General features: G+C 72.5%; 26 protein-coding genes and 1 pseudogene. 15 read left to right on the top strand and 12 right to left on the bottom strand.

The window, feature by feature from the left end:
• Positions 1-149 precede the first annotated feature (149 nt).
• Together OO63_RS03530 and OO63_RS03535 are read left to right on the top strand one after the other, a co-directional pair.
• Positions 150-1,496 (top strand): aminotransferase family protein, encoded by a 1,347-nt coding sequence (locus OO63_RS03530; RefSeq protein ID WP_030356414.1) that lies wholly within the window; start codon positions 150-152, stop codon positions 1,494-1,496.
• A gap of 60 nt (positions 1,497-1,556) precedes the next feature.
• The gene (locus OO63_RS03535; protein WP_030356415.1) at positions 1,557-2,369 is read left to right on the top strand and encodes a class I SAM-dependent DNA methyltransferase; all 813 of its coding nucleotides are present in this window, start codon (positions 1,557-1,559) and stop codon (positions 2,367-2,369) included.
• A 54-nt stretch (positions 2,370-2,423) separates the two neighbouring features.
• Here OO63_RS03535 and ccrA read toward each other — a convergent pair whose 3' ends face one another.
• Positions 2,424-3,770 carry a crotonyl-CoA carboxylase/reductase gene (gene ccrA / locus OO63_RS03540; protein WP_030356416.1) on the bottom strand — a complete coding sequence of 449 codons (1,347 nt, stop codon included), beginning with the start codon at positions 3,768-3,770 and terminating at the stop codon, positions 2,424-2,426.
• 210 nt (positions 3,771-3,980) lie between these two features.
• Between ccrA and OO63_RS03545 the strand changes: the two genes are divergently transcribed.
• Entirely contained in the window at positions 3,981-4,826 is an 846-nt protein-coding gene (locus OO63_RS03545; protein WP_078618864.1) for a crotonase/enoyl-CoA hydratase family protein, read from the top strand.
• Between the two features lie 37 nt (positions 4,827-4,863).
• Here OO63_RS03545 and OO63_RS03550 read toward each other — a convergent pair whose 3' ends face one another.
• The 3 genes from OO63_RS03550 to OO63_RS03560 all read right to left on the bottom strand — a co-directional run bounded on the left by OO63_RS03550 (position 4,864) and on the right by OO63_RS03560 (position 7,913).
• Positions 4,864-5,511, bottom strand: coding sequence for a response regulator transcription factor (locus tag OO63_RS03550; RefSeq protein ID WP_158798878.1), 648 nt, complete (start codon positions 5,509-5,511; stop codon positions 4,864-4,866).
• Between the two features lie 752 nt (positions 5,512-6,263).
• Positions 6,264-7,178 (bottom strand): PDR/VanB family oxidoreductase, encoded by a 915-nt coding sequence (locus OO63_RS03555; protein WP_030356419.1) that lies wholly within the window; start codon positions 7,176-7,178, stop codon positions 6,264-6,266.
• 105 nt (positions 7,179-7,283) lie between these two features.
• Positions 7,284-7,913 (bottom strand): MSMEG_1061 family FMN-dependent PPOX-type flavoprotein, encoded by a 630-nt coding sequence (locus OO63_RS03560; protein WP_030356420.1) that lies wholly within the window; start codon positions 7,911-7,913, stop codon positions 7,284-7,286.
• A gap of 190 nt (positions 7,914-8,103) precedes the next feature.
• Between OO63_RS03560 and OO63_RS03565 the strand changes: the two genes are divergently transcribed.
• The 3 genes from OO63_RS03565 to OO63_RS03575 all read left to right on the top strand — a co-directional run bounded on the left by OO63_RS03565 (position 8,104) and on the right by OO63_RS03575 (position 11,492).
• Positions 8,104-8,724, top strand: coding sequence for a TetR/AcrR family transcriptional regulator (locus OO63_RS03565; RefSeq protein ID WP_030356421.1), 621 nt, complete (start codon positions 8,104-8,106; stop codon positions 8,722-8,724).
• 285 nt (positions 8,725-9,009) lie between these two features.
• Complete coding sequence (locus tag OO63_RS03570) at positions 9,010-9,525, top strand: lytic polysaccharide monooxygenase auxiliary activity family 9 protein (RefSeq protein ID WP_030356422.1); 516 nt, start codon at positions 9,010-9,012, stop codon at positions 9,523-9,525.
• Positions 9,526-9,884: 359 nt separating this feature from the next.
• On the top strand, positions 9,885-11,492 hold the full coding sequence (locus OO63_RS03575) for a PucR family transcriptional regulator (protein ID WP_030356423.1): 1,608 nt from the start codon (positions 9,885-9,887) through the stop codon (positions 11,490-11,492).
• A 64-nt stretch (positions 11,493-11,556) separates the two neighbouring features.
• Here the strand turns inward: OO63_RS03575 and OO63_RS03580 are convergent, their stop codons facing one another.
• The gene (locus tag OO63_RS03580; protein ID WP_234310989.1) at positions 11,557-12,702 is read right to left on the bottom strand and encodes a serine hydrolase domain-containing protein; all 1,146 of its coding nucleotides are present in this window, start codon (positions 12,700-12,702) and stop codon (positions 11,557-11,559) included.
• Between the two features lie 268 nt (positions 12,703-12,970).
• Here OO63_RS03580 and OO63_RS03585 point away from each other — a divergent pair, with 268 nt between their 5' ends.
• The 6 genes from OO63_RS03585 (at position 12,971) to OO63_RS03610 (ending at position 18,285) form a co-directional block, all read left to right on the top strand.
• Positions 12,971-13,993, top strand: coding sequence for a dipeptidase (locus OO63_RS03585; RefSeq protein WP_030356425.1), 1,023 nt, complete (start codon positions 12,971-12,973; stop codon positions 13,991-13,993).
• 328 nt (positions 13,994-14,321) lie between these two features.
• Positions 14,322-15,404, top strand: a complete 1,083-nt coding sequence (locus OO63_RS03590) for a M20 family metallopeptidase (RefSeq protein WP_030356426.1) — start codon at positions 14,322-14,324, stop codon at positions 15,402-15,404.
• A gap of 155 nt (positions 15,405-15,559) precedes the next feature.
• Positions 15,560-16,294, top strand: a complete 735-nt coding sequence (locus OO63_RS03595; RefSeq protein WP_033263788.1) for a hypothetical protein — start codon at positions 15,560-15,562, stop codon at positions 16,292-16,294.
• Positions 16,295-16,350: 56 nt separating this feature from the next.
• On the top strand, positions 16,351-17,460 hold the full coding sequence (gene menC, locus OO63_RS03600; RefSeq protein ID WP_030356428.1) for an o-succinylbenzoate synthase: 1,110 nt from the start codon (positions 16,351-16,353) through the stop codon (positions 17,458-17,460).
• A gap of 60 nt (positions 17,461-17,520) precedes the next feature.
• The gene (locus tag OO63_RS03605; protein WP_030356429.1) at positions 17,521-17,970 is read left to right on the top strand and encodes a hypothetical protein; all 450 of its coding nucleotides are present in this window, start codon (positions 17,521-17,523) and stop codon (positions 17,968-17,970) included.
• A gap of 63 nt (positions 17,971-18,033) precedes the next feature.
• The gene (locus tag OO63_RS03610) at positions 18,034-18,285 is read left to right on the top strand and encodes a hypothetical protein (RefSeq protein WP_030356430.1); all 252 of its coding nucleotides are present in this window, start codon (positions 18,034-18,036) and stop codon (positions 18,283-18,285) included.
• A 22-nt stretch (positions 18,286-18,307) separates the two neighbouring features.
• Here OO63_RS03610 and OO63_RS42010 read toward each other — a convergent pair whose 3' ends face one another.
• Positions 18,308-19,228: a helix-turn-helix domain-containing protein gene (locus OO63_RS42010; protein WP_078618868.1), complete on the bottom strand. Its 921-nt coding sequence runs from the start codon at positions 19,226-19,228 to the stop codon at positions 18,308-18,310.
• 299 nt (positions 19,229-19,527) lie between these two features.
• Here OO63_RS42010 and OO63_RS03625 point away from each other — a divergent pair, with 299 nt between their 5' ends.
• Entirely contained in the window at positions 19,528-19,755 is a 228-nt protein-coding gene (locus OO63_RS03625) for a hypothetical protein (RefSeq protein ID WP_030356432.1), read from the top strand.
• A 10-nt stretch (positions 19,756-19,765) separates the two neighbouring features.
• Here the strand turns inward: OO63_RS03625 and OO63_RS03630 are convergent, their stop codons facing one another.
• From OO63_RS03630 to OO63_RS03640, 3 genes are all read right to left on the bottom strand, one after another.
• Entirely contained in the window at positions 19,766-20,767 is a 1,002-nt protein-coding gene (locus OO63_RS03630; protein ID WP_031192482.1) for a glycoside hydrolase family 43 protein, read from the bottom strand.
• Between the two features lie 177 nt (positions 20,768-20,944).
• Entirely contained in the window at positions 20,945-21,445 is a 501-nt protein-coding gene (locus tag OO63_RS03635; protein ID WP_030356434.1) for a DinB family protein, read from the bottom strand.
• Between the two features lie 219 nt (positions 21,446-21,664).
• Positions 21,665-22,291: a class I SAM-dependent methyltransferase gene (locus OO63_RS03640; RefSeq protein WP_030356435.1), complete on the bottom strand. Its 627-nt coding sequence runs from the start codon at positions 22,289-22,291 to the stop codon at positions 21,665-21,667.
• Between the two features lie 87 nt (positions 22,292-22,378).
• Between OO63_RS03640 and OO63_RS03645 the strand changes: the two genes are divergently transcribed.
• A complete protein-coding gene (locus OO63_RS03645) occupies positions 22,379-22,984 on the top strand; it encodes a helix-turn-helix domain-containing protein (protein WP_030356436.1) in 606 nt (201 codons plus the stop codon).
• A gap of 7 nt (positions 22,985-22,991) precedes the next feature.
• Positions 22,992-23,211: pseudogene (locus OO63_RS43115) on the top strand (dienelactone hydrolase family protein); the annotation flags it as partial.
• A 17-nt stretch (positions 23,212-23,228) separates the two neighbouring features.
• Here OO63_RS43115 and OO63_RS03650 read toward each other — a convergent pair.
• From OO63_RS03650 to OO63_RS03660, 3 genes are all read right to left on the bottom strand, one after another.
• Positions 23,229-24,263 (bottom strand): PHP domain-containing protein, encoded by a 1,035-nt coding sequence (locus OO63_RS03650; RefSeq protein WP_030356437.1) that lies wholly within the window; start codon positions 24,261-24,263, stop codon positions 23,229-23,231.
• Positions 24,264-24,291: 28 nt separating this feature from the next.
• Complete coding sequence (locus OO63_RS03655; RefSeq protein ID WP_030356438.1) at positions 24,292-25,695, bottom strand: NADP-dependent succinic semialdehyde dehydrogenase; 1,404 nt, start codon at positions 25,693-25,695, stop codon at positions 24,292-24,294.
• 103 nt (positions 25,696-25,798) lie between these two features.
• The gene (locus tag OO63_RS03660) at positions 25,799-26,389 is read right to left on the bottom strand and encodes a TetR/AcrR family transcriptional regulator (RefSeq protein ID WP_030356439.1); all 591 of its coding nucleotides are present in this window, start codon (positions 26,387-26,389) and stop codon (positions 25,799-25,801) included.
• Positions 26,390-26,515: the final 126 nt, after the last annotated feature.

Here is a 26,515-nt window from a genome sequence, read left to right on the forward strand (position 1 = left end):
TGCGCCGACCCGCGCCGCCGACGCCCCAAGGCCCACCCGCACCGGCGACACCTCCCGCCCCACCCGCACCCCACCCCCATCCCACACCCCCGACCACCGTCAGCGAGCGCACCCAGCAGAACCCAGCAGAGAAGAGAAAGGGACCTATCGTGATCGACCCCGCCGACTACGCCCTGTGGAACAGCGGCGTGCCGCGCCCCTACCTCAAGGCGCTGTCCTCCGACGACCTGCTCGCCGAGTCCGACGGTGTGCGTGTCCGTGACTCCGGCGGACGCTGGTACCTGGACGGCCGCTCCGGACTGTGGAACGTGACGCTCGGATACGGCAACACACGCGTCAAGGAAGCCATCAAGCAGCAGGTCGACAAGCTGCCGTTCGCCAACAGCTACGGCTACGGCAGGCCCGCCCAGGTCACCGTGGACTGCGCCGAGGCCCTCGTCGGGCACCTGCCCGAGGGCATCAACCACGTGCGGTTCGCCAGCAACGGCGCCCAGGCGGTGGAGATGGCCCTGCAGCTCTCCCGCTTCCTTCGGCTGCGCGCCGGACAGCCCGAGCGCATGGCCGTGTTCGCCATGTGGGACGGCTTCCACGGGCAGGGCCCCGGCGCCGGCATGGTGACCGGCGTCCCCTATCTGCACCACCAGACCGGCCCCATGCTCCCCGAGGTGCACCACGCCCCGGGCCCGTTCTCCCACGGCGCGACGCCCGGCGTCAGCGACATGGAGCGGCTGATCCGCGAGTTCGGCCCCGAGCGGGTGACCGCGGTGATCGTGGAGCCCGTCGTCGGCGAGGGCGGGCACATCCTGTCCCCGGAGTACCTGGGCTCCCTCGGCCGGTTCTGCCGGGAGCACGACATCCACCTGATCTTCGACGAGGTCGTCACCGGCATGGGCCGCGTCGGCGACTTCACCCGCGCCGGGCAACTGCCCGACGTCACGCCCGACATCATCACCCTGGGCAAGGGCATCACCTCCGGGTACGTACCGATGTCGGCCGTCGCCATCCACGACCGGCTCTACGAGCAGCTGCACGAGCGCACCACGGGCGACACCGCGCTGAGCGTCGGCTCGACCAACGACGGGCACGCGGTGGCCGCGGCGGCGGCCCTCGCCGTGATCGGGGCCCTCACCGAGGACGGCGTCCTGGAGAACGTGCGCCGACGCGAGGCGGACCTCCTCGCCGCCCTGGGCAAGCTGCAGGCCCAGCACCCCGAGCTGACCGGCTTCCGCTGCCTCGGCCTGTTCTGCGGCCTGGAACTCGGCGAGCCCGGCGGCCCCTCGTGGTCGCCCGGCAAGGTCAACAAGCTGCGCATGGCCCTGGAGGCCCGGGGCGTGCTCAGCTCCAGCCTGCGCGTGGTGCCGAACCTGATGCTCATGCCGCCGCTCGTCATCACCGAGGACGACGTGGCGGAGATAGCCGGCGCGCTCGACGGCGCGCTCACCGATGTGAAGTCGGGCCGCCTTCCCGAGTCCGGCTTCGCCAAGGCCATGGGATGACGTCCCAGGGCCACGGCGTGACAACGGGATTTTTCCACGTGATGAGAGGTGAGTGACGAGATGGCCAGTCAGCACACCGGTCGCAAGACCAGCAAGCAGTGGCAGGAAGAGGCGGCGGAGGAGTGGGACCGCTACGCCGACATCTGGGACAGCTGGACGCCCGACGACAGCCGGGACGACGCGGAGGAGGCCGCGGACTTCCTCGCGGCGCTCGCCAAGGACGGCACGGCCCTCGAACTGGGCATCGGCACCGGCCGCGTGGCCCTGCCGCTTGCGCAGCGCGGCGTGCGGGTGGCGGGCATCGACGCGTCCCCGAAGATGCTGCAGAAGCTCAAGGAGAAGCCCGGCGGGGACCAGATCGAGGCCATCGAGGGCAACTTCGCCGACGTCGACGTCGAGGAGAAGTACGACGTCGTCTTCATCGCCCTGGCCACGCTGTTCGTCCTGCCCGACCAGGACGAGCAGGCACGCTGCCTCGCCAACAGCGCCAAGGCGCTCAAGCCCGGCGGGCGGGTCGTCGTCCAGAACATCGTGCCGGACATGACGTACTACCAGCGCGGGCGGCAGAACGACTACGGCATGACCGAGCCGTTCCGCATCTCCGGGCGCCTCGCCGGGCACCCCCGGCTCGCCTGGTTCGAGATGAACCACGTCGACCCGACGACGCAGATGGTCAAGCGCACGGACGTCATCATGAGCGAGAAGGGCAACAAGATCATCGCGGCGACCATGCGGTTCGTGTGGCCGTCGGAGCAGGACCTGATGGCCCGCCTGGGCGGTCTGGAGCTGGAGGACCGCTGGGGCGGCTGGCGCAAGGAGCCGTTCCACTACGACAGCAGGGACGCGGTCTCGGTCTACCGCAAGCAGCAGTAGCCGTCCCGACCGATGCGGGCCCGCGCAGCGCGCGGGCCCGCACTCGTCTGCCCGTCAGGCCCGCGCGGGCCGCCGCGCCGCGAAGGGGTTCTTGCCCTCCGGGTCGAGGGCAAGACGCCGCTCGGGGTCGGTGACGCCGAGACCGGGCTCGGGCGCCAGGCACAGCACGCCCACCTTGCCGAGGTGTTCGTTGCGCTGCACCAGGGCGGCCGCCTCGCCGACCTTCTCCAGCGGATAGACGTCGGAGAGGACCGGGGTCAGGCGGCCGAGCTGGAACAGCCGGTTGCACTCCCACTGCTCCTGCAGATTGGCGGCGTGGCTGCCCACGATGCGCTTGAGGTTCATCCACAGGTAGCGGTTGTCGAAGTGGTGGTCGTAGCCGGTGCTCGAACCGCAGGTGACCACGGTGCCGCCGCGCCGGACCACGAAGACGGAGAGCCCGAACGTCGCCTTGCCGACGTAGTCGAAGACGACGTGCGGATCCTCGCCGAGCGCGTCCCTGACGGCCCGCCCGAGCCGCTTGCCGAGCTCGATGGTCTGCTCCGGCGTGGGGTCGTTCGCCGCGTCCAGACCGAGTTCGGCGCGGTTGATGACGACGTCGCAGCCGAGTTGCCGCAGCGCCTCGGCCTTGCGCTCGGAGCCGACGACGCCCACAGCGATGCCCCCGGCGTTCTTCACCATCTGCAGGGCGTAGCCGCCGAGTCCGCCCGCAGCGCCCCAGATCAGCACGATGTCGCCCTGCTTGATCCGGGCCCCCTTGTCGCTCACCAGCATGCGGTACGACGTGGCCGCGGTCAGGAGCACGGACGCGGCCTCCTCCCACGTCAGGTGCGTGGGCTTGGGCAGCAGTTGGCTGGCCCGCACCACGGCGTAGTGGGCGAGGCCCCCGAAGTTCGTCTCGTAGCCCCAGATGCGCTGCTCGGCGCCCATCATGCCGTCGGCGTGCGTGGCCGGCTCCTGGTCGTCCACCTGGACGCAGCTCACCACGACGTGGTCTCCCGCGGCCCAGCGGCGCACGCCCGCGCCCGCGCGCACGACCACGCCCGCCGCGTCGGATCCGACGACGTGGTACGGCTGGTCATGGCGGCTCGCGAACCCGCCCTGGCGGCCGAGGCGTTGCAGGAACGAGAACGTGGGCACGGGCTCGAACGTCGCCGACCACACGGTGTTGTAGTTGATGGAGCTTGCCATGACCGCCACCAGGACCTCGTCCGGGGCGAGTTCGGGCATGGGGACCGTGTCGACGTGCAAAGTGGTGCGGACGTCGCGTTCCTCGCCGGGAGCGAACCGGTCCATGTCCTCGGCCCGCAGATGTGCCGCCAGATAGGAGGAGGGCGGCGAAAGGCCCTCCCACTCGCTGGTCGGCGTATCGGCCTGCAGGGCCTCCGTCAGGGCGTCCATGGCAAACCTCTCCCTCGTCGGGCGGTATCGGGGGACGACCCCCCGTCCCGCATAGGGATTGCACGTGTGCGCGGGCGTGCCCGTACAGTCATCGGGGGTACTCAAACGGGCGTCAGGACGAGTACTTCCAGGGCGTAGGTGGCCGCCGCGGCCCCCACTACGCTGACTGGTCAAACCCCCGTAACACGCCGATTCAGGGTGGGCAGAGGTGTGACCGGAGAGAACGGGCAGGGCCGCGCGGCCGAGGCGGACGGCGGCCGCGGAGCGGACCGGGCCGACGGTGGCGGCGCCCCCGGGAGCGCTGCCGATGTACTGGTCGAGCGGCGCGGCCCGGTCCTGGTGGTGCGGCTGAACCGGCCCCGGGTGCGCAACGCGCTGACCCGTGCGATGGCGGAGGAACTGGCGCGCGCCTTCGCGGAGTTGGACGCTCGTGAGGAGCTGCGGGTGGGCGTGCTCACGGGCACTCCGCCGGCGTTCTGCGCCGGGATGGACCTCGCCGCCTTCGCCCGCGGTGAGCGCGCCTCCCTGCCGGATCGCGGCTTCGGAGGTCTCACGGAGCGGCCGCCTGCCAAGCCGCTGATCGCCGCCGTGGAGGGGGCCGCCGTCGGCGGTGGCTTCGAGATGGTGCTCGCCTGCGACATGGTGGTGGCGTCGGCGGACGCGAGGTTCGCGCTGCCCGAGGTGCGCCGGGGGCTTGTGGCCGCGGCCGGCGGTCTGTTGCGGCTGCCACGCGCGATCGCGCCCGTCGTGGCGATGGAGATGGCTCTGACCGGCGAACCGATCGACGCGCGGCGCGCCTTCGAGCTGGGTCTGGTCAACCGTGTGGTGCCCGCGGGCACGGCCGTGGCGGCGGCCTGTGAGCTGGGCGAGAGGATCGCCGCGCACGCGGACCACGCCGTCCGCGCGAGCAAGGCCGTGCTGGCCCGGGCGCGCGACGGGGAGCTGGCCGACGAGTACCGCTCGCATCGTGAGTTGCTGGCCGACATCATCGATTCCCCCGGTGCGCGCGTCGGGGCCCGCGACTTCGTCCAGGGGCGTTCGAGGGGAGGCGGATGACAGCTGCGCGGGACGACATGTGCGGGGGCGCTCCGGGTCAGCCCCTGGCTCCGGTGGGCACGCCCGCCTGGAAGGAGTACTTGCGGAACAGCTCGCGGCGACCGCTCACACCCAGCTTCCGCAGCGCGCTGCTGACCTGATTCTTTATGGTCTGCGGGGCCAGGGAGAGTTCACCGGCTATCTCCTCGTTGGTGTACCGCCGCAGGACGAGGCTCAGCACTTCCTCCTCCCTGCGGGTGATGGCGGGCAGCCCGTCGGACGTGACGCTCCGCACGTCTATGTGGTCGCGTTCGTTCTTGCCGAGTATCCACATGCGCTGGCCGAGGTGGGTGCGTACCACCGCGTCCACCAGCTCCGCGCTGCCGACGCTCTTGTGCAGGAAGCTGTCGGCCCCGGCCGATATCGCCGCGACCACGGCGCCGGGCGAGGTGTCCCCGGTGAAGACCACGACCCGGGGCGAGTTGTCCATCGCCTTCACCTGCTGGCACAGGTCGGCGCCGCTGGTCGCGCCCTCCAGCTCCAGTTCGAGGACGACGACACCCGGGCAGGAGTTCCTGACGACGTGCCAGGCCTCGTCGCTCGTCGCCGCCTCCGCGGTCCACGCCACTCTGGTGTCCAGCAGGGATGAGAGGGCGTACCTGATGACGGGATGCCGGTCCACGACGAGGACACCTAACGCTTGCATGAAGAACTCCTCACACAGTGAGTGCAGCGGATGCTGGTCGGGTCTGCGGTGCTCCGAGTGGCAGCGGCCACGCTCCGGGCGCCGTCCCGAGGGCGGCGTGTGAAGGAGAGGCGGGCTCTGCTGCCGTGTGGGGCCGATGAGGCCGTCTGCGGCTGACTCCCGCGGGCTGGTCAGGCCGGGACTCGGAGCCATGCACCATCACTTAATCAATCGTGAGACAACACCCCGTTGGCAGTCCGAGACCGGAATCTGTGGTTCCTCGACACCCCGTTGGACAATCCGCGATCGGATTGAGTCGTTCCTTCCTGGCCGTTCGACAAAAGCCAGCCGACTGGCTAGAGACTGCCACGGACGCACGGTTCATCGGCAGCCTCTCGTCGTACCGTGTACGAGAAACCGTACGGTACCGCGAGTACCGGTGGTGTCCATATCGGTGAACTGGCGGAGACTTGCGCAGGTCGGCGACTGCGGAGACAGCGCGTCCGCAGCACGGAGTACCCGTTCGCGCGCGTCACGAACGGGCTGTTTCTCGACAGGAGTGTCCGGTGTGCCGATTCGGGCCAGGCGTCGCGGTACCGGGCGAGGAGACGGTCAGCGGGCGCGCGCGGTCGGCCCGCGTCCCGGCCGGGGCTCTGTGTGAGGACCGTCAATTCGCCGGTGGCGATGTCGAGTTCGTAGAGGTCGAAGTCGACCGCGTTCCGCATGTTCAGATGCGTGAACGCCTTGCCCGGACGTGAGCTCAGGTGGAGTGCTCAGAGATCCAGGTGCAGTTCGGGAGTGAGGGCGCGCGAGACGCACGCGTACATGCGCCCGGCGGGGGCGCCGATGTCGTCGCGGTGTTCGGGGTTGCCGGAGAGCACGGTGAGTTCGCAGCTGCCGCAGACGCCCTCGCGGCAGCCGGAGGCCACCGGGTACCCGGCGCGCTTCAGGGCGTCCAGGAGCGATTGGTCGGCGGCGACCGGGACGGTGCGGCCGGAGCGGGCGCACACCGCGTCGAAGGGCGTGTTCGGGGCGAAGGTCCGGGCGGCAGGGCGAAACCGTTCGGTGTGCAGCCGCTCGGCGGGGAAGACGGCCTGCGCCGCGGCGATCATCGGCGCGGGGCCGCAGCAGTAGACCAGCGCGTCTGGCGCGAGGGACTCGGCCAGGGTCCCGAGGTCCGGCCGGCCGTCCTCGCTGGTGGCGACGAGCCGCACCCGGTCGCCGTACCGCGCGCGCAGCCCCTCGGCGAAGGGCATGGTCGACGTCGACCGTCCCACGTAGACGAGGGTGGCCGGGATGTCCGCAGCGACGGCCGCGGCCAGCATCGGCAGCAGCGGGGTGATGCCGATGCCGCCGGCGAGGAAGAGGTAGCGCGGCGCGGGCAGGAGCGGGAAGTGGTTGCGGGGCGGCGACACTTCCAGGGCGCGGCCCGGGCGGAAGTAGTGGTGGATGTACTCCGAGCCGCCCCGGCTGAGCGGGTCGTGGCGCACCGCGACGCGATAGCGTTCCTGGTCGTCGGGGTCCCCGCACAGCGAGTACGAGCGGGTCAACCAGTTCGGCAGCGTCAGGTCGATGTGCGCGCCGGGCTCCCAGGGTGCAAGGGGTCCGGTGGCGGCGCGCAGGACGAGCGAGACGACGTCCTCGGCCACCTGGTCGACGCGGTCGATGACGGTGTGCTGCGCCTGCATCGCTGATTCACCTCGGGGCGGATCGGTGGGGCTGATAGGGCTGATGCCCATGACATGGCCGATGTGGCTGATTTGGCTGACGTGGCCGATGTGGCTGACGTGGCGTCAGTAGAGCGTGTGGTACGCGTCTTCAAGGCCCTCGTCGACGACCTTCGGGTCGACGTCCCAGCCCAGCTGTGAGGTGACGAGTTCGCCGGCCGTGGGCATCTCGTCGGCCAGCGCCTGGCTCGCGGGGTCCCACAGACGGGAGCGGACGAGGGCGCGGCCGCAGTGGAAGTAGGCCTGCTCCACCTCGATGATCAGGGCCATTTCGGCCTCGCGGCCCTCGGTGTGCATCCGGGCGAGGACGTCGGGTTCGTCGGTGGCGTACGCGCTGCCGTTGACCCGCAGCGTCTCGCGGACTCCGGGGACGAGGAAGCACAGGCCGACGCCGTCGTTCTCCGCGAGGTTCCGGAACGAGTCGGCGATCTTGTTGCCGGGGCGGTCGGGCATCGCGAGGGTGTGCTCGTCGAGCACCTTCACGAACCCCGGGTAGTCGCCGCGGGGTGAGCAGTCGGCGCGGCCCGCCGCGTCGGCCGTCGCCAGGGAGAGGAAGGGGGAGTGGGCGATGAAGCGGCGGAAGTGCTCGTCTATCCGGTCGAGGATCTTCGCCTCGACCAGGGCGTCGGGCGGTCCGAGCCGCTCACGGACTTCGGCCAGGGAAAGCCGCCGGGGGCGGACACCGGTCTGCGTCACGAAGGCTCCTTGGGGCTGGGTGGGGCTGGGCTGGGCCGGCGGTCGGTCGGTCCGGTGGGCCTGGGGGAGCTCGGCCCGACGCACCCGCCCGTGGCGGCTGTGCACCGCTCACCCGCAGGTCGTGGCACCATTGTGAGCAATTACTCGCATCCTGCGCTACTCGCTTTCGGGGCGCGCGAAGGAGGGTGGCATGGCGACGGATCCGCACTCGCTCCGAGCACGTAAACAACCGCGTCAGGCGCGGGCCGAGCTGACCCGGCAGCGGATCCTCGCCGCGGCTGCTCACGTTTTCGCCGAGTACGGGTACGCGGCGGGGACCACGAACCGGATCGCGGAGCGGGCGCGGATCTCGATCGGTTCGCTGTATCAGTACTACCCGAACAAGGACGCGATCCTGCTTGAGCTGGTGAACCGGCACCTCGACGCCGGGGCGGTCGCGCTCAGGGAACGTCAGGACGGCGACCCGTCCGACTCCCTCGAAGCGATCATGCGCGGATTCGTGCGCGCCGTGATCGACAACCACCTGGACGACCCGAAGTTGTTGCAGGTCATGATGGAGCAGACGCCGCACGCCCCCGAGCTGACCGAGCGGATGGCCCGGCACGAGTGGGAACGGGTCGCGTACACGCGGGAGTTGCTCGCGAGCCACCCCGAAGTCCGCGTCACCGACATCGAGGTCGCCGCGCATCTCGTCGTGTCCGCGGTCGAGATGGTCGTGCATCGACTCGTCGCCGCGCCGCTCTCGGTGGACGCCCGCCGCCTGGAGGACGAACTCGTCGCCATGCTCACGCGGTACCTGACGGCGGCCTGACCGGCGTCGGACCGGACGCCCGGCGCAAGCCCGGCGCAAATCCGGCACAAGCCCGGCACAAGTCCGGAACCGGGTCGGTGCCAGGGCGGCGCCCGACGCGCGCCCCCGCACGTGGCCCGAAATCGCCCTTGACCGTGACCTGCCAAAGTCTATGGTCCAGACTAATCGGCAGCCGCGAACATCAGGCCCCACTGTCCACACCGGCCTGCCGCGACCCCACCCCCCACGAGCCCCAAGAGCACTTCACGTCACCCCCCCATGAAGCAATGCCGTGAAGGAGTACGCATGGACAAGAAGCGGAAGATAGCCGCCGTGATCGGCGCCGGTCTGGCACCGGTCCTCGCCCTCACCCTGCCGACCGGCTCGGCCAGCGCGCACGGCTACGTCAACGCACCCGCGAGCCGCCAGGCGCAGTGCGCCCAGGGCACGGTCTCGTGCGGCGAGATCAAGTGGGAACCGCAGAGCGTCGAGGGCCCCAAGGGCCTGCGCAGCTGCAGCGGCGGCAACGCCAGGTTCGCGGAGCTCGACGACGACAACAAGGGCTGGCGGGTCCACGACGTCAGCAGGACGCAGACGTTCACCTGGACGTTCACCGCCCGGCACCGCACCCTGAACTACGAGTACTTCGTCGACGGCACCAAGGTGGCCACCATCGACGGCGGCAACCAGCAGCCCCCCGCGACCGTCTCGCACCAGGTGAACCTCGGCAGCGCCACCGGCCGCCACAAGGTCCTCGCGGTCTGGAACATCGGCGACACGGCCAACGCGTTCTACGCGTGCATCGACGTCAACATCCGCTGAGGTCGGCGTCGGCCGGCGTGGACATCCACTGGCGTCGACAGCCGCCGAGCGGAAGCGTGACATGACGGACGGCCCGGCACCCCTTGGCGTGCCGGGCCGTCACCGTCCAACGGCGGCGGACCTCGTCGTGGCCCAGACCGCCTCGCACGGGCGCGCGGCCAGCCTCGGCAGCGCCTCGGGGAGTGTCGGTGAGGAACGGCTGGCGGTCGACCGCGGGCGACCAGGGTTGTGCATCCGGCCAACGGATGCCTACGTTTCTGTGGGGATCGGCCAAGTGGTCGGATGCCTCGGGGGAGCACCCTGGGCTGCCAGGGCGGGCAGACCTGCCCGGACCGAGGCCGACGCGACGAGGAGCACCCATGGACGCCTGCACGCTCGGGGACCTGGTGGACGTCGTCGGCAGCTCGTCGTTGCGGCTGCGGACCGCGCCCGCCGGGTCGGCCACTCCGGTCACCGAGGTGCTGCTGTACGACGCGTACGTTCCGCTGCCGCACGCGCCCGGAGCGCTGCTGCTCGCGGTCGGCGTGTCGGCGGACGCGGCCGAGGCGCTGGTGCGGGACGTGGCGGAGGCCGGGATGGCCGGTGTCGTGGTGCGGGGTGCGAAGGGGCCGGTCGGTGCGGCCGAGGCGTGCGGTGTGGCGCTCCTGACGGTCGACGACGAGGCGGCCTGGCACCACGTGCACCTGATGCTGGCCTCGGCGGTCGACGGCCGGAACACCCACGGCGGCGGCCTCGGGGACCTGTTCGCGCTGGCCGACGCGATCGCGGCGGCGACCGGCGGTGCGACGTCGGTGGAGGATCCGCGCGGGCGGATCCTGGCCTACTCCACGGTGCCGGGACAGCCCGTCGACGAGGACCGCCGCCAGGGCATCCTCGGCCTGCAGGTCCCGGGCAGCCTGGACAACGCGGAACAGGTCCGCCGGGTGTTCGCCGCCGACAAGCCGGTGCGGCTGCCCCCGCTCAAGGAGGGCGGCCTGTCGAGACTCGCCACCGTCGTCCGGGCGGGCGGCGAGGCACTCGGCTCGGTCTGGGTCGTCGACGACGGCACGCTCGCCCCGGACGCCGAGCAGACCCTGGCGCAGGGCGCGTCCACGGCCGCGCTGCTCCTGCTGCGCGCCCGCGCGGCCCAGGAGCTGGCGCGCCATCAGAACACCGACCTGCTGCGCCGCTTGCTCGACGGTTCGGCGGACGCCTCGACGGCCGCCCACCGCCTGGGCCTCGACTCGGCGCGTGTGGCCGCGTTCGTGCTGGACTCGGCGGCGAGCGTGCCGGACGCCGAGCGGACGTCGCTGCGCCTGCTCGACGTCGTACGCCTGCAGTGCGAGGCACGCTACGGACGGCACGCGTGCGTGCTGCTGGACGGGGTGGTGTACGCGCTGCTGCCCGCGTCGGGGGAGCCGGACGCCGCCCACGTACCGCAGGAGCGGGCGGTGGGCGACCTGCGGCACCGGCGGCTCGCGGAGGACATCGTGCGCCGGGCCGGACGGTCGCTGCGGGTGCCGGTGCGGGCCGCGCTCGGCGCGGTGGTGCCCGACCTCGGCGGGGTGGCGGACTCACGCGCGGACGCGGATCTCGTCCTGCGGCTGCTCGACGACGCGCTGCCGGTGGCGACGGTCGACGAGGTGCGTCCCCGGGTGACGCTGCTTCGGCTCTCCGAAGTGATGCGCGAGCGCCGGGAGTTGGCCGAGGGGGCCTGGCGGAGGGTGCTCGCGGCGGACGCCGAGCACGGCACCGACTACGCCCACACCCTGGTGGCCTGGTTCGACGCGGGCTGCGACGTGGCGAGCGCGGCCAAGGAGCTCTCCGTCCACCCCAACACCTGCCGCTACCGCCTCAAGCAGGCCGGACGCCAGCTCGGCATCGACCTGGAGAACCCCGACGAACGACTGGTCCTCTGGCTGCAGTTGAGGACGCTCGCGGGGATCGGCGGTGCCGCCGGGGCCGGGTCCGCCGACGTGCCGGGGTGACGCTCCGGCGGCGGCGCGCTCCCGTGCCGCGCGCCGCCGCCGGAACCCCGAGGCCGCCACCCGGTCAGCGCAGATTGCGGATGAGCCCGTTCAGCACGGAGTCCACCTTCTTCTCGTCGAACGACTCCGACCCGATCAGCAGCGTCACGGCCCGCCTGCCGTCGTCGGTGACGGCGTTCCTGAGCTTGTGGCCGCTCTCCATGTAGCCGCTGTGCCCCCAGGCGACGAGGCCCGGGCCGGGCTCGTAGCGCTCGACGCCGAGGCCGTAGCGGGAACCCGCGGAGTCATCCGGAATCGTCCGCTTCATCTCGGCCAGCTGCGCGGGAGCGAGCAGCTTCCCGGACATCAGCGCCGTCCAGAAGGCCGTCACGTCCGCGCCGGAGGAGACGAGCGCACCCGACGCGTCGGCAGCGGAGACGTTCCACTCGGTCTTGTCCACGAGGGTGCCGTCGCGCTCCACGTAGCCGCGCAGGTCCGGCTTGCGGAGCGTGACGCGGTCACCGGGCCAGTAGGTCTCGCGCAGGCCGAGGGGCTTGATGATCCGCTGCTTGATCTCGGTGCCGATGCTCCGCCCCGTGACCTTCGTGACGATCAGACCGGCCAGGTTGTAGTTGGTGTTGGAGTACGAGAAGCCGTCCGGAGTCCTGTCGTCGGGCGGGGGCAGCTTCAGCGCCTGCTTGACCGTCAGCAGGGGCTCGGTGTGATCCCAGCGGTGCTTCTCGTCGTCCTCCCAGTAAGGCGCTTCCAGATAGTCGGGCAGTCCGCTGGTGTGCTGGAGCAGCTGCCGGATCGTGATCTTGCGGCCGTCGTAGTGCTCGGTGCGGATCAGGCCGGGCAGGTAGTCGTCGACCTTGCCGTCGAGCTTGATCCTGCCCTCGCCGACCAGCTGCAGCACGACCGTCGCCACCCACGTCTTCGTGTTGCTGGCGATACGGCTGTGCTCGTTGCCGACCGCCTTGCGGCCCGTCCTGAGGTCGGCGAGGCCGACACCGCTCTTCCGCACACCGCAGTGCGGACTCTTCACCGTCACGCTGATCCCCGAGGCGCCGGCACCGCGCAGTGCCTTGAGCGCCTTCTGGAGGGGCTTGGAGTCGCACCGCGGTGACCCGGTGGGCCCGTCGGACACGGGCGAGACCGCCGACGCGGCCGGAGCCGTCATCAAGGAAGCCGTGAATGCCAGGGCCACGGCAGCGCTTGTCCTGCGTCGCATGGGTGTCTCCTTCTGCGTACGTGCGGTGGTGACCGAAGAGGCCACGTGGGTGCAGGGGGGTGGTGGTTCGCCACTCTAAAGACCGCTCCGCGCCCCGGACTTGTCCGCACGCCCAAGCATCGACCTGCTGGTTTGTCCTGTTGAACCAAGATCCCAGGGCTTCGTCGTGCGTACGTTGTGTCCCGTACGCCCGCATCGTTCCGTGCCGCCGCCCTCCGGCGAGGTGCCGCCGGGCCGCCCCGCTCCCCGCCACGCGAAAGGTTCCGTCGTGTCTCTGGGCCTCCACCACCGCGCCGTCGTCGCCGATGCCCACAACGACCTCCTCATGGCCGTCTCCGCCCGGCCCCCGCAGCGGTGGGGCAGCTTCTTCCGGGAGCGGTGGCTGCCGCAGCTGCGCGAGGGCGGCGTCGACATCCAGGTCCTGCCGGTGTTCATCGACGAGCAGTACCGCCCCGAAGGAGCGCTCCGGCAGACCCTCCGCATGATCGAGTGCGGCCACGTCATCGCCGAGGCCAACGCCGAGCACGTCGCCCTGTGCCGCGACGGCGCGGACATCGACCGGACCCTCGCCGACGACAAGATCGCCCTCGTCCTCGCCCTGGAGAGCGCGCCCGGCGTCGACGCTTCCGTCGAACTGTTCGCCACCCTGCACCGGCTCGGCGTACGCATCGCCTCGATCGCCCACTGGGGACGTACGCCGCTCGCCGACGGCAGCCGGGAGAACGCCACCGGCAGCCGCCTGACCGCCCCCGGCGTCGAGGCGCTGCGCGAGATGGAACGCCTCGGCATGCTCTTCGACATCTCCCACCTGGGAGACAGCGGCGTCGCCCATGTCCTGGAGCTGGCCACCCGTCCGCTGATCGCCACCCACTCCTGCGCCCGCGCCCTGCGGGACCACCACCGCAACCTCACCGACGAGCAGATCCGTGGCGTGGCCGGCACCGGCGGCGTGGTGTGCGTGAACTTCGTGGCGGACTTCCTCACCGACGACGAGTCGAAGGTGAGCGTCGACCGGGTCGTCGACCACATCGAGCACGTCGTCTCGGTGGCCGGGATCGACCACGTCGGCCTCGGGGCCGACTTCCTCGAAGAGATCATCGCGGACCTCACCCCGCCCTGCTGCGAGAACGCCGACGACGAGGACCCGATGTTCCGCTTCCCCGGCCTGGAAGGTCCGGCCGACCTGCCCCGGGTCACCGAGGCGATGGTCCGCCGGGGTCTGCCCGAGGAGGACATCCTCCGGATCCTCGGCGGGAACGTGCGACGGCTCATGAGCGAGTGCATGGGCTGAGCGAGCACATGAGCTGAACGAACGCGTGGGCTCAACGAACACGTGAGCCGAGCGCCCGCCCCGGACGGAGCGCCCGGCCCGAGCCCCCGGCCCGAGCCCCCGGCCCGAGCGCCCGGACCGAACAAGCGCCCCTGGCCTGACGCCGAATCAGGCCGTCACCCCACCACGCCTGCGGCACCCGCCGCCCGTCCCGCGTGGTGGCCGATCCACCCTGGAGGACCCACCCGTGCCGCACGACGACGAAAGCCCGTCCGCGAAGCCGGAGCCACAGCCGCAGCCACAGCCACAGCCGGACCATCAGCCGGGCCCCGTGCCGAGCCTGGACGCCATGCTCGCCGACCTGGAAGAACTCGTCACCTGCGAGTCCTACTCGGCCGACCACGCCGCCGTCGGCCGCAGCGCCCAGGTGGTCGCGGCGCAGGGCCGCCGACTGCTCGGCGCCTCGCCCCGCACCCTGGTCACCGAGGGCATCACCCACGTGCTCTGGACCTTCGGAACGCCGCGGATCCTGCTCCTCGGCCATCACGACACCGTCTGGCCGACCGGCTCCCTCGCCACCCACCCCTGGTCGGTGGAGCAGGGCGTCGCCCGCGGCCCCGGGGTCTTCGACATGAAGGCCGGACTGGTCCAGATGTTCCACGGCCTCGCCTCGCTGCCCTCCCTCGACGGCCTCTGCGTCCTGGTCACCGGGGACGAGGAGACCGGCTCGGACACCTCCCGCGGGCTCATCGAGGATCTCGCGCGCCGGTGCGCGGCCACCTTCGTCCTGGAGCCCTCGGCACCGGGAGGCGCGCTGAAGACCAGCCGCAAGGGCGTGTCCCTCTACGACATCACCGTCCACGGCCGCGCCGCCCACTCCGGCCTCGAACCGGAGAAGGGCGTCAACGCGGCCACCGAACTCGCCCACCAACTCCTCGCCCTGCAGGGCGTCGCCGAGGCCGTCACCGCCTCCACCGGGCCCGGCACGACCGTGACGCCGACGGTGCTGCGCGCCGGAACCACGAGCAACACCGTGCCCGCGCGTGCCGAGCTGAGCGTGGACGTCCGGGTGCCCACCGCGGCGGCGCAGGAAGCCGTCGACCGGCTCGTCAAGGGCCTGGAGCCGCAGAACCCCGCTGCCCGCCTGCAGATCGACGGCGGCCCCAACCGGCCGCCCCTGGCGGCCGACGCCTCCCGGAAGCTGTTCGCCCTGGCCGCCGAGGAAGCCGTGTGGCTCGGCCTGGGCCCGCTGTCGCAGACCGCGGTCGGCGGAGCCTCCGACGGCAACTACACCGCAGGCGCCGGCTGCCCCACCCTCGACGGCCTCGGCGCGGTCGGCGACGGCGCGCACGCCGACCACGAACACGTGCTCACCGCCACCATGCCGCACCGCGCCCGGCTCCTGGCCCGCCTCGTCGGAGCGGTGCGATGACCGGATCGCCCGTCCCGAACACCCCACGCCTCCCGGACACGTCGCCCCTCCCGGACGCCTCGACGCTCCTGAACGAGACGGCCCAGGCGCACGCGTCGACCCTCCTCGCCGCATCGCCCGTCGCGAACGGACCGGCCATCCGGGAACTCCACGACATGGCCGACTTCGAGGCGGTCAGCCTCCTCTACGCCGACATCTGGGGCAGCGAACCCGGCCAGTCACCCCTCTCGGCCGAGGCCATGCGGGCCCTCTCCCACGCGGGCAACTACGTGGCGGGGGCGTACGAGGACGGCCGTCTGGTCGGGGCCTCCGTCGCCTTCTTCGGCGAACCCATAGGCGCCAGCCTGCACTCGCACATCACCGGCGCCGTCATGGGCCGCGGCGTGGGCCTCGCCCTCAAGACGCACCAGCGGCAGTGGGCGCTCGCCCGCGGCCTGACGCGCATCACCTGGACCTACGACCCGCTCATCCGCCGCAACGCCTACTTCAACCTCGTCAAGCTCGGCGCCCGGCCCGAGGAGTATCTGACCTCCTTCTACGGCGCGATGGACGACGCCATCAACGGCGGCGACGAGTCCGACCGCGTCCTCGCCGCCTGGGACCTCACCGCACCCGCCCCGCCGGAGCCGATCGAGCCGCCCGTCGGCGCCGCCCACGCCCTGCGCGATCGCGGCGGCCGCCCGGAGACCGTCGCGACCGACGCCGACACCGTCCTCATCGACCTGCCCGACGACATCGAGGCCCTGCGCCGCACGGACCCCGGCGCCGCCCGGGCCTGGCGGCTCGCCGTACGGCACACCCTGGGCGGCCTCCTCGCCGACGGCGCCCGCGTCACCGGCTTCCACGAACGCCGCCGCTACGTGGTGCGACGCACCCCGCCCCGTTCCTGACGCCCGCCCGCTGCCCGCCTGATTCCCGACCACCGCCTGAAAGAGAGCCACCAGCCATGAAGAACAAGATCTCCGGCGTCGAACTGCGCCGCATCGCGATGCCCCTCGTCGCCCCGTTCCGCACCTCCTTCGGCGTGGAGACCAGTCGCGACGTGCTCCTGGTCCGCGTCGTCACCGCCGACGGCGAGGGCTGGGCCGAGTGCGCGGCCATGTCCGAGCCCCGCTACTGCTCCGAGTACGTCGACGGAGCCCAGCACGTCCTGCGGGAGTTCCTGATCCCCGCCCTGCCGAAGGACGGCCTCGACGTGCAGGCCGTGGGCCGGATCCTGGACCCCTTCACCGGCCACCGGATGGCGAAGTCCGCGCTGGAGACGGCCCTCCTGGACGCCCAACTGCGCGCCGCCGACGAGTCGTTCGGCTCCTACCTGGGTGCCGCCAGGGACCGGGTCCCGTGCGGGGTCTCCGTCGGCATCATGGACTCCGTCCCCGAACTCCTCGACGCGGTCGAGGCGTACATCGCCGAGGGCTACGTCCGGATCAAGCTGAAGATCGAACCGGGCTGGGACGTCGAGCCCGTACGCGCGGTGCGCGAGCGCTTCGGCGACGACCTGCTCCTCCAGGTCGACGCCAACGCCGCCTACACCCTGGCGGACGCCCAGCACCTCACCGGCCTCGACGACCTCGGCCTGCTGCTGATCGAACAGCCCCTGGCCAACGACGACCTGGTGCAGCACGCCGCCCTGGCCAAGCAGCTGCGCACCCCGGTGTGCCTGGACGAGTCCATCGAGTCCGCCGCACACGCGGCCGCGGCCATCTCGCTCGGCGCCTGCTCCGTCATCAACATCAAGCCCGCCCGGGTCGGCGGCTATCTCGAGGCCCGCCGCATCCACGACCTCGCGAGCGCCCACGGCATCCCCGTCTGGTGCGGCGGCATGCTGGAGACCGGCATCGGCCGCGCCGCCAACGTCGCCCTGGCCGCCCTGCCCGGCTTCACCCTGCCCGGCGACACCTCCGGCTCCCACCGCTACTTCGCCACCGACATCACGGAGCCCTTCGTCCTCGCCGACGGCCACCTCGACGTCCCCACCGGCCCCGGCCTCGGCGTCGTACCGCTGCCCGGCGTCCTCGACGAGGTCACGACCTCCCGCGAGTGGATAGCCCTGTAACAGGCGCCGCTCGCCGAAGCATCGGTGGGCCGGAAGGGGAGGCCCGCCTATCCTGTGGCCATGGATGCCGCAGCCGCGGGGGCGGCCGTGCTCATGGCAGCGCTCAACGAAGCGGTGCGCGACTTTCAGTCCTACGGATACGCCCAGTTCCTCGCCCACCAGGACGCCGTGAGGCCGCGCTACGGCGGGATCATGCCGCCCGCGGTCGAGGCCCACCTCTCCGTCGGCGTCTCGTTCGACCTGGTGGGAGAGGAGTGGCGCGGCGACCGGCGCGAGGCCCGCGTGGACGTGGTGGTGGACCTGCGCGACGGGGTGTTCGTCGTGACGGGCGAGGCGGGCGCCGACCCCGACCCCGGGGACGGCGACGAACTCTGGGAGGTGCTGCGGGAACTGCCCGAGATGGAGGCACGGGACCTGGACGAGTGCGTGGCCCTGATCCGCGACTACACCGCCCGACTGTGCGCCTACACCGACTTCCTGGACGACCTCGGCGCCCCCCGCACCCCATGAGACCCCGCCCGCGTCCCTGACCCTGCCCCGCCACGACCAGCCGCACGGCCCCGCTGGGCCCCCTTGGTCCTCGGCTGGCTGGGATCGGGCCCGCTCTTCGCGTGGAGCGCCTGGAGGCTGCTGTTCACGTCCTACGTCGCGTCGGCGCGGCCCGCCGGTACGCAGCTGCCGGAGGACCTTGCCGTCGCGGCCGTGGTGTACGCGGCCGCGGTGGCGGCAGGCGCGGTCATGCTCTCGGCGTTCGTGCGGCCGCGCGGGTCCGTCGCGGCACCCGGCGCCGTCAACACCTCCGTGCGCGACGGCACTTCGGCGTGACGACGGGCGCCGCGGCCGCCCCTCACGCCCACTTCTGGTGCCGCGTGGACGTACAGCGCAACGCCCGCAGACCCGGGCGGCTGTGGTCGGTGAGGCACCTTCCCGTGACCGTGTTCCGCACCCCCACCGCCTCGTCGGCTCCCGCGACGAACAGCCACCTCTGGGACGGCGCGGCACCGCACGGCACCGTACGCAGTCCCTTCCCGCCGTCGGCGAGGCACTTCCCCGTGGCGTGGTTGCGGAGCTGACGGCCGCCGTCGGCCGACCGGTTGACGGTCCACCACTGGTACGGCATCCCGTTGCACGCGTAGGAGCGCAGGCCCTTGTCGAGGCTGTCGTCCAGGCAGTTGCCCGTGGCCCGGCTGACGAGGATCCGCGTCGCCTCCGGCGGCTTCGGGGCGCCGGCCGAGGCCTCGTCGGCGCGCACGCTGCCCTCCGCGACCGGGACCCGTCCCGTGGAACCGGCGGCCGCCCCGGCACCCGCCGCGGGACCCGGCGGCGCGGACTGGAGCGTCAGCACGGCGACGACGACCCCGGCGAGCAGCCCGGCCACGGCGCCCGCCGTCGCGAACGCCCAGCGGCCGGTCAGGCGGGCCCGCACGACAGCGAACCGGCCGGCAGCGGGCGACGACGAAGCCGCGGGCTCCGACGGAGGCTCGGGCCGACTGCGGTCGGCCGCCTCCCACAGCGCCCGGAACTCCGTGGGGTCGCCGCCGAGCGCCCGGCACACGTCACGGACCACCGGCCAGGGCGGCACGGTGTCGCCCCGGAAGTAGCGCGAGAGCGACGAGTCACTGATCCGTACCTGCTCCTCCAGGCTCCGCAACGTACGTCCCGAACGCTGCTGGAGCGCCCGTAGGGCCGCGCCCAACTGCCGTGGCGCGGCGGGGTGGTCGCGTCCTCCGGGAGCCGGGGGGTGCTCGCGTCCTCCGTGGTCGGTCATCGAGAACAGCCCCCTTGGATGGCCGGCGACGGCGTCCCGCCCCCGCTGCTTCCTGTCCCGGGACGGGCACGTCCCAGCAGGTCAGGAATGTATTTGTCCCGAGATGCGGGAAACAAGCGGGACGCGGTGGTGCGCGGAGGCCGACCCCCGCAAACTCAGGCCACCGGCCCGGCGATTCACCTCTGCGGGTGACCGCTCACCGCCGCGGGTGACCGCGCCGGTCGACGGACGCGTCGGCAGGACCGCACCGGCGCGGCACGCCGCCGGGCGGCCCCACTCATCCCGAAGGGAACCTCCTCATGCATCGCGCACGCTTCGCCCTGCCCGCGCTCACGGCGGCCACCGTGACGGTCTTCGGCCTCGGCCTCGCCGCGTCCGTGCCCGCCGTCAGCCCCCTGGCCGGAACTCCGCAGCGCACGACGGCCGCCGACCGGGCGCACATGGCGGCGGACGACGGCCTCGACGTCTCCCGCGGCATGTACGTGGCTCTGGGCAGCCGACTGTGGAACCTGTGGACCCACCACTGACCGCGCGTGCTCACGGCACCTCGACGTCGCCCACGACCGGTCGGCCGTCCACGAAGCTCAGGCCCGCGAGGTACATGGCCCGCTGTGTGTAGTTGGCGTTCCAGCCGTGGAAGACGATGCGGTCCCGGCCGTCCGGACCTTTCACCACGTCCTGGCCGCCGGGCCCGCGGACGGCGCCCGAGAAGCCGCCCGTCGTCATGAGCGGGCCGGGCGCCTTCACATACGGGCCGGTCAGCTTGTCCGCCACCGCGTACGCGGTCAGGTACTGGTCGCCGCGGTAGAAGTGCGCCGAGTAGAACAGCACATGGCGGCCGTCGCGCCGCACGAGCGTGGGGGCCTCCACGAGCGGGCCCTCCCACTCCTGGTCCCGCTCGGCCAGCGGCACCGGATCCCCCGTGACACGGGTGCCGTCCCACGAGGTGGGCTGGAGGTACAGCCGGGTCCCCAGGCCACAGCAGTTGCCGTCGTTCTTCCACAGCACATACCGCCGGCCGTCCTCGGTGTGGCTCGAGGCGTCGATCGCGCCGCCCTGCGCCGCCGGACAGATCAGCGGCCTGTCGCCGACCGGCCGGAACGGCCCGTCCGGCGAGCCGGACAGGGCGACGCCCACGCACTGCCTGTCGCTCGCGCGGTCGTGGGCGGTGTAGTGCATCGTGTAGCCGTCGCCGTTGTCGTACACCTCCGGCGCCCACACCAGGTCGCGCCTGGGCAGCGCCCACGCCCCGAGCACCGGCAGCACGTCGCCGCTGTCGGGCTTCCAGTGCCTGAGGTCGGTGGACGTGGCGTGCTGGACGTTCTGCGTGGCGCCGTGGGTCGCGTACGCGTGGTACGTGCGGCCCGCCTTGACGATGTCCGGGTCGGCGAAGTCCTGGTCGAGGACGGGGGCCACGGCGGGCGGAGGAACGGGGGCCACGGCAGGGGCGGGCGCCTGACCGAGGGTCAGGGGGATGGTCAGGGCTGCGAGGAGGAGCAGGGTCCTTCCGGCAGGACGCCTGCGGGGATGAGCGCGCATCGGGCTGGGTTCTCGTCTCTCGTCTCGCGGGACCGACAAGGTCACCCGGCCAACGTGCGAGACGGCCCGCCGATACGGGCACGGCCCGGCCGCGTTCCTCGGGGCGCCCGCCCGGCGGTCCCGGCCTGGTCGCCGTGCCGTGCGCCGCAATCCGGCCACCCGCCGTGCGCGGAGGAGTCAGCGGCCGGTCGCGCCGTCGATCAGCTCGCGCAGGATGTCCGCGTGACCGGCGTGCCGTCCGGTCTCCTCGATCATGTGGGTGAGGGCCCAGCGGACGCTGGGGGCGGGCTTTCCCGGGCGCGGCCGGGGGACCGGCGCGCCGAGGTCGGCGCATCCGTCGAGCACGTCGTCGGCGCGGGCGACCGCCTCTCGGTAGCGGGCGACGACGTCGGCCACGCTGTCCGTCGGCGCGGCACGGAACGTCGCCTGCCAGTCGGAGACCTGGTCCCCGAGGAAGATCGCGCGTTCGACGAAGGTCAGGTGCTGGAGCAGGCCGAGCAGGTTCGTGCCCGAAGGCACCGCGGCGGTACGGACCTGCGGCTCGGGCGCGCCGTCGACCTTCGCCGCCATCGACGTCCGCAGATAGTCGAGGAAGCCGCGCAGGACGTCGGCCTCGCTGCTGCCGGTGCGGGGCGGAGGGGTGTCGGTGCGGCGGGGGCGGCGGGATGTGGTGGGCATGGTGGTGGTCCTTCGGGAGAGCGGGGGCTGAGGCCGGTTCGGGAGAGCGGGGGCTGAGGCGGAGGGGAGGGGCGACGGCGCCGGTCGGTCGGCGCGACGGTCCTGGGCCGGTTGTGCGGAGGGGGCGGGCCGGGTCGGTGGAGGCGGTGGGATCGGCTCCGTGGAGGCGCCGGGTCGGTGGCGCGGTGACGCCGGGTGGGGCTGCGTGGAGCGGCCGGGTCAGGCGGTGCGGCGGACGAGCAGGATGTGGTCGGTGACCTCGGCGGTGCGCCCGTCCGGTCCGGTCGCCGTCCTGCGCGGTGCGTCGGCCCGCTCGACCGTCCACGTCACCGGGTCGAGGCCGATGCCCGCGGCGACTTCCGCAGGGGTGGGGTAGTGGACGTCGGGGTCCTGGTTCCACGACCACGGCGCGGCCGAGCCGTGGTCGACGACCAGCAGCCGCCCGCCCGGACGCAGCGCGTGCGCGGCCCTCCGCAGGACCGTCGCCCGGTCCAGGGCGAAGGGGGTCTGGAGGTAGTGGGCGCAGATCAGGTCGTACGTTCCCCGGGGGAAGGACTCCTGGAGGTCGTGCCGCGCGGTGACGACCCGGTCGCCGAGGCCGCGTGCGCGGGCGAGGCCGGACAGCCGCTCGACCGCCACGGCCGCGATGTCGACGGCGCTGACCCGCCACCCCTGGCGGGCGAGCCACAGTGCGTCGCCGCCGTCGCCGCAGCCCAGGTCCAGCGCGTCACCGGGCGGAAAGCCCGCGGCGATCTGGGCGAGCCGCTGGTTCGGCCGCGGGTCGGTGGCCGCCTGCCGACCGCCGTAGACGTCTTCCCAGAATGTGACCGCGTCGTTGGTGCTCATCGAGGCTCCTTGTGTCGGGATGCGCTCAGTGTCGGCAGGCCCGGTGGAACCTGGCACGCAATCTTGCGGTTCCGGCAAGATGGCCCTGTGGACCGTGGAACGGAAGACGTACTCGACGCGGTGGGGCCGCGGCTGCGGGCGCTGCGGCGCGAGCGCGGCATCACGCTCGCTGATCTCGCGGCGGTGACCGGGGTGTCGGAGAGCACCCTGTCCCGGTTGGAGAGCGGACAGCGCCGGGCGAGCCTGGAACTGCTGTTGCCCCTTGCCCGGATCTACGACGTGCCGCTGGACGACCTCGTCGGCGCCCCGCGCACGGGCGACCCGCGGATCCACCTGAAGCCGATCGAGCGGTTCGGGATGGTCTTTCTGCCGCTGTCCCGGCGGCCGGGCGGCGTGCACGCCTTCAAAATGATCATTCCGGCGCGGCCGCAGCCGCTGGAACCGACCCCGCAGACCCACGAGGGCTACGAATGGCTGTACGTCCTCAGCGGCCGCCTGCGCCTGGTGCTCGGCGAGCGTGACATGACGCTGCCGGCCGGTGAGGCGGCCGAGTTCGACACGGCCATGCCGCACTGGCTGGGCAGCGCCGACGGGGGCGCGGTCGAACTGCTCATCCTGTTCGGCCTGCAGGGCGTACGGGCGCATGTCCGCGCCGGTCCCCACCGGGCGTCGGACGGCGCGGCCGGGGGCTGAGCCCGGCGGCCTCGCCGAGGGCGACATGACCCCCGAGGCCATCAGCGAGCTCAACGAGGCCCTGGACGCCGCGGGTGTCGGCTACGCCACCGAGATCTACCCCGACACCGTCCCACGGCTTCACGATGGCCGACACGGCGGCCTTCAGCCCTGCTGGGCGCCGGCAGCACTGGGACCGGCTGCTCCCGCTCCTCAGCCGCACCCTGGAGGCGCGACGGCCGCGCTGACGTGGCATCGGGAACGGCTAGCGGCCGTTCCCGACCTCCCCGGCCCCACCCGTCCACGCCAGCAGCTCGTCGACGCCCCACGCCGTGACCACGCGCTCCACCGGCACCTCGCACTCCTCGGCCCGCGCGCACCCGACGATCTGCCAGTCGAGCTGGCCGGGCGCGTGGGCGTCGGTGTCGACGGCGAACAGGGTGCCCGCGGCGACCGCCCGGCGCAGGAGCCGTCTCGGCGGGTCCTTGCGTTCGGGCCTGCTGTTGATCTCCACGGCCGTCCCGGACTCGGCGCAGGCGGCGAACACCGCGTCGGCGTCGAAGGCCGACTCGGGCCGGCCCCGCTCGCCGAGGAGGCGGCCGGTGCAGTGGCCGAGGATGTCGGCGTGCGGGTTGCGTACGGCCTTCAGCATGCGGCGGGTCATGGCGGGCGCGTCCATGCGCAGCTTGGAGTGGACGGAGACGACCACGACGTCGAGCCGGGCGAGGAGTTCGGGCTCCTGGTCGAGCGTGCCGTCCGGCAGGATGTCGCACTCGATGCCGGTGAGCAGCCGGAACGGCGCCCACTTCGCGTTGAGTTCGGCCACGACGCCCAGCTGCTCGCGCAACCGGTCCGGCGAGAGTCCGCGCGCGATGGTCAGGCGCGGCGAGTGATCGGTGAGCACGGCCCACTCGTGGCCGAGGGCGGCGGCGGTCCTGCCCATCTCCTCGATGCCGCTGCCGCCGTCGGACCAGTCGGAGTGCAGATGGCAGTCGCCGCGCAGCAGGGAACGCAGCCGCGTGCCGCCGTCGGCCACCAGCGGCTCGCGGGACGCCTCCTCCAAGTCGGCGAGATACGCCGGTACTTCACCGCGCAGCGCCTCCCGCACCACCTGCCCCGTCTTCGGGCCGACACCCTTGAGCGCCTCAAGGGTCCCCGTCCGCACCCGTTCGGCGAGATCGTCCGGCGGCAGGGCGGCGACGGCGGCCGCGGCGGTGCGGAAGGCCCGCACCCGGTAGGTGGGGGACTGGGCGCGTTCGAGGAGGAAGGCGATCCTGCTCAGCGCCTCGACGGGATCCATCCGCAGCACCTCCCGGCCGCGCCGCGCCTCAGGCGCCGAACCACACCGTGGTGGCGTTGCAGAACTCCTTGATGCCGTGGCCCGCCAGCTCACGGCCGTACCCGGAGCGCCTGACGCCGCCGAACGGGAACGCCGGGTGCGAGGCGGTCATGCCGTTGAAGAAGACGCCTCCTGCCTGGAGATCGCGTACGAAACGCTCCTGTTCGGCCGGGTCGTCGGTCCAGGCGTTGGAACTCAGGCCGAAGGACGTGTCGTTGGCGACGGACACCGCCTCGTCCAGGTCCGCGACCCGGTAGACGGTGGCCACGGGGCCGAAGGTCTCCTCGCGGTGGATCCGCATGTCGGGGGTGATGCCGGACAGCACGGTCGGCTCGTAGAAGTATCCCTCGCTCATCCGCTGGTCGAGCCCCTTGGGCCGCTGTCCGCCGCAGTGCGTGACGGCGCCACGGCGCACGGCGTCCTCGACAAGTTCCTCCAGGTCGGCCCGGCCCTGCGCGCTGGACAGCGGGCCCACGTCGGTGCCCTCGGCCAGCGGGTCGCCGACGGTCAGCTCCCGCATGCCCGCGGTGAACCGGTCGAGGAACGCGTCGTGGACGTCGGTATGCACGATGAACCGCTTGGCGGCGATGCAGGACTGGCCCGCGTTCTGCACGCGCGCCGTGACGGCGGTACGCGCGGCGGCGTCCACGTCGGCCGACGGCATCACGACGAACGGATCGCTGCCGCCAAGCTCCAGGACGGTCTTCTTGATCTCGTCCCCGGCGACCGAGGCGACGGCCCGGCCCGCGCCCTCGCTGCCGGTGAGCGTGGCGGCGGCGACACGCGGATCGCGCAGGACGTCCTCGACGGCGCCGGAACCGATGAGCAGCGTCTGGAAGCAGCCCTCGTCGAAGCCCGCGCGGCGGAAGAGGTCGGCCAGGTACAAGGCGGTCTGCGGCACGTTCGAGGCGTGTTTGAGCAGTCCGACGTTGCCCGCCATCAGGGCGGGTGCGGCGAACCGCACGACCTGCCAGAGCGGGAAGTTCCACGGCATCACGGCGAGGACCACACCGACCGGCCGGTAGCGCACGAACACCTTGGCCGCGCCGGAGTCGCGCACGTCCTCGTCGTCGGGGTACTCGTCGGCCAGCAGCTCCTCGGCGTGGTCGGCGTACCAGCGCATGGTCTTGGCGCACTTCCCGGCCTCGGCGCGGGCGGCCGCGATTGGCTTGCCCATCTCCGTGGTCATGGTGCGCGCGACGGCGTCCGTGTCCTCGTCGAGGAGGTCGGCGGCGCGGCGCAGGAGGGCGGCGCGGTCGGCGAAGGAGGTGGTGCGGTAGTGCTCGAAGGTCACCGCCGCCCGGGCGAGGCACACTTCGACGTCCTCGGTATCCAGTGGTGCGAAGGTCCGCTCGGTCTCACCGGTCGCCGGATTCACCGTTGCGATGGGCATACGCCTGCCCTCCTGGTAGGTCTCACCCGATGCTTCGACCTTGTCGCGTCGGGCGTGCGGGCGCAACGCGGAGGGCGCGGCGGGCCCGGGGCGGCCCGCGGGGTCAGGGTCTCCCGGGGGTGTCCGGAGCGAGGAGTCTCAGCAGCCCGGAGTGGAGGGCCGCGGTGGCGTCGTCGGCGGGTACGCGGCCGGCCCGGATCTCCTCCACCGTGGCATGGCTCAGTGCGATCACGGCCGCCACCTGCCAGGAGAGCGCGGGCTCCGGGTCGAACTCGCCGCCGGCACGCCCGCGTCGAAGGACGCGCGCGATCCGGTCGGCGATCGGCCGGTGGCGAGCCCGGTCCTCCTCGGGCGGCGCCGGACGGGCTCCGAGGTGCACCAGCGCCGGGTACGCCCCGGCGGTGCGCCGGGCCGCGTCGAGCAGCCGGACGAGCGCGTCCGGCGCCGGGCCCTCGTCGGCGCGCACGGCGTCCATCGCCTCCGCCACCCGCTCCGTCACGCGGTCGACGACCGCCGTGAGCAGGTCGTCCCGGGAGGAGAAGTGGGCGTAGACGGTCTGCCGGGTGACTCCGGCGGCGGTCGCGACGGCGGCCATGCCCGCGTCGGGGCGCTCGCCGAGGAGCTGGACGGCCGCGTCGAGGACGGCGGCACGACTGCGTTCGGCGTCGGCGCGGCGCCGTGGAGGAGAACTCAACTCTTACACCTTGTCAAAGTTGCCGGGCGCTTCATATCTTACAGGCTGTAAGAGTTGGCGGGGTGGTGGTGCGCGGGCCGCCCTGCCGTGCCGCGCCCGGAGGAGGCGCCCTGCCGCGCATCCGGG

Origin of the sequence: Streptomyces alboflavus, from assembly GCF_000716675.1 — a bacterium.
GTDB classification, from domain to species: domain Bacteria; phylum Actinomycetota; class Actinomycetes; order Streptomycetales; family Streptomycetaceae; genus Streptomyces; species Streptomyces alboflavus.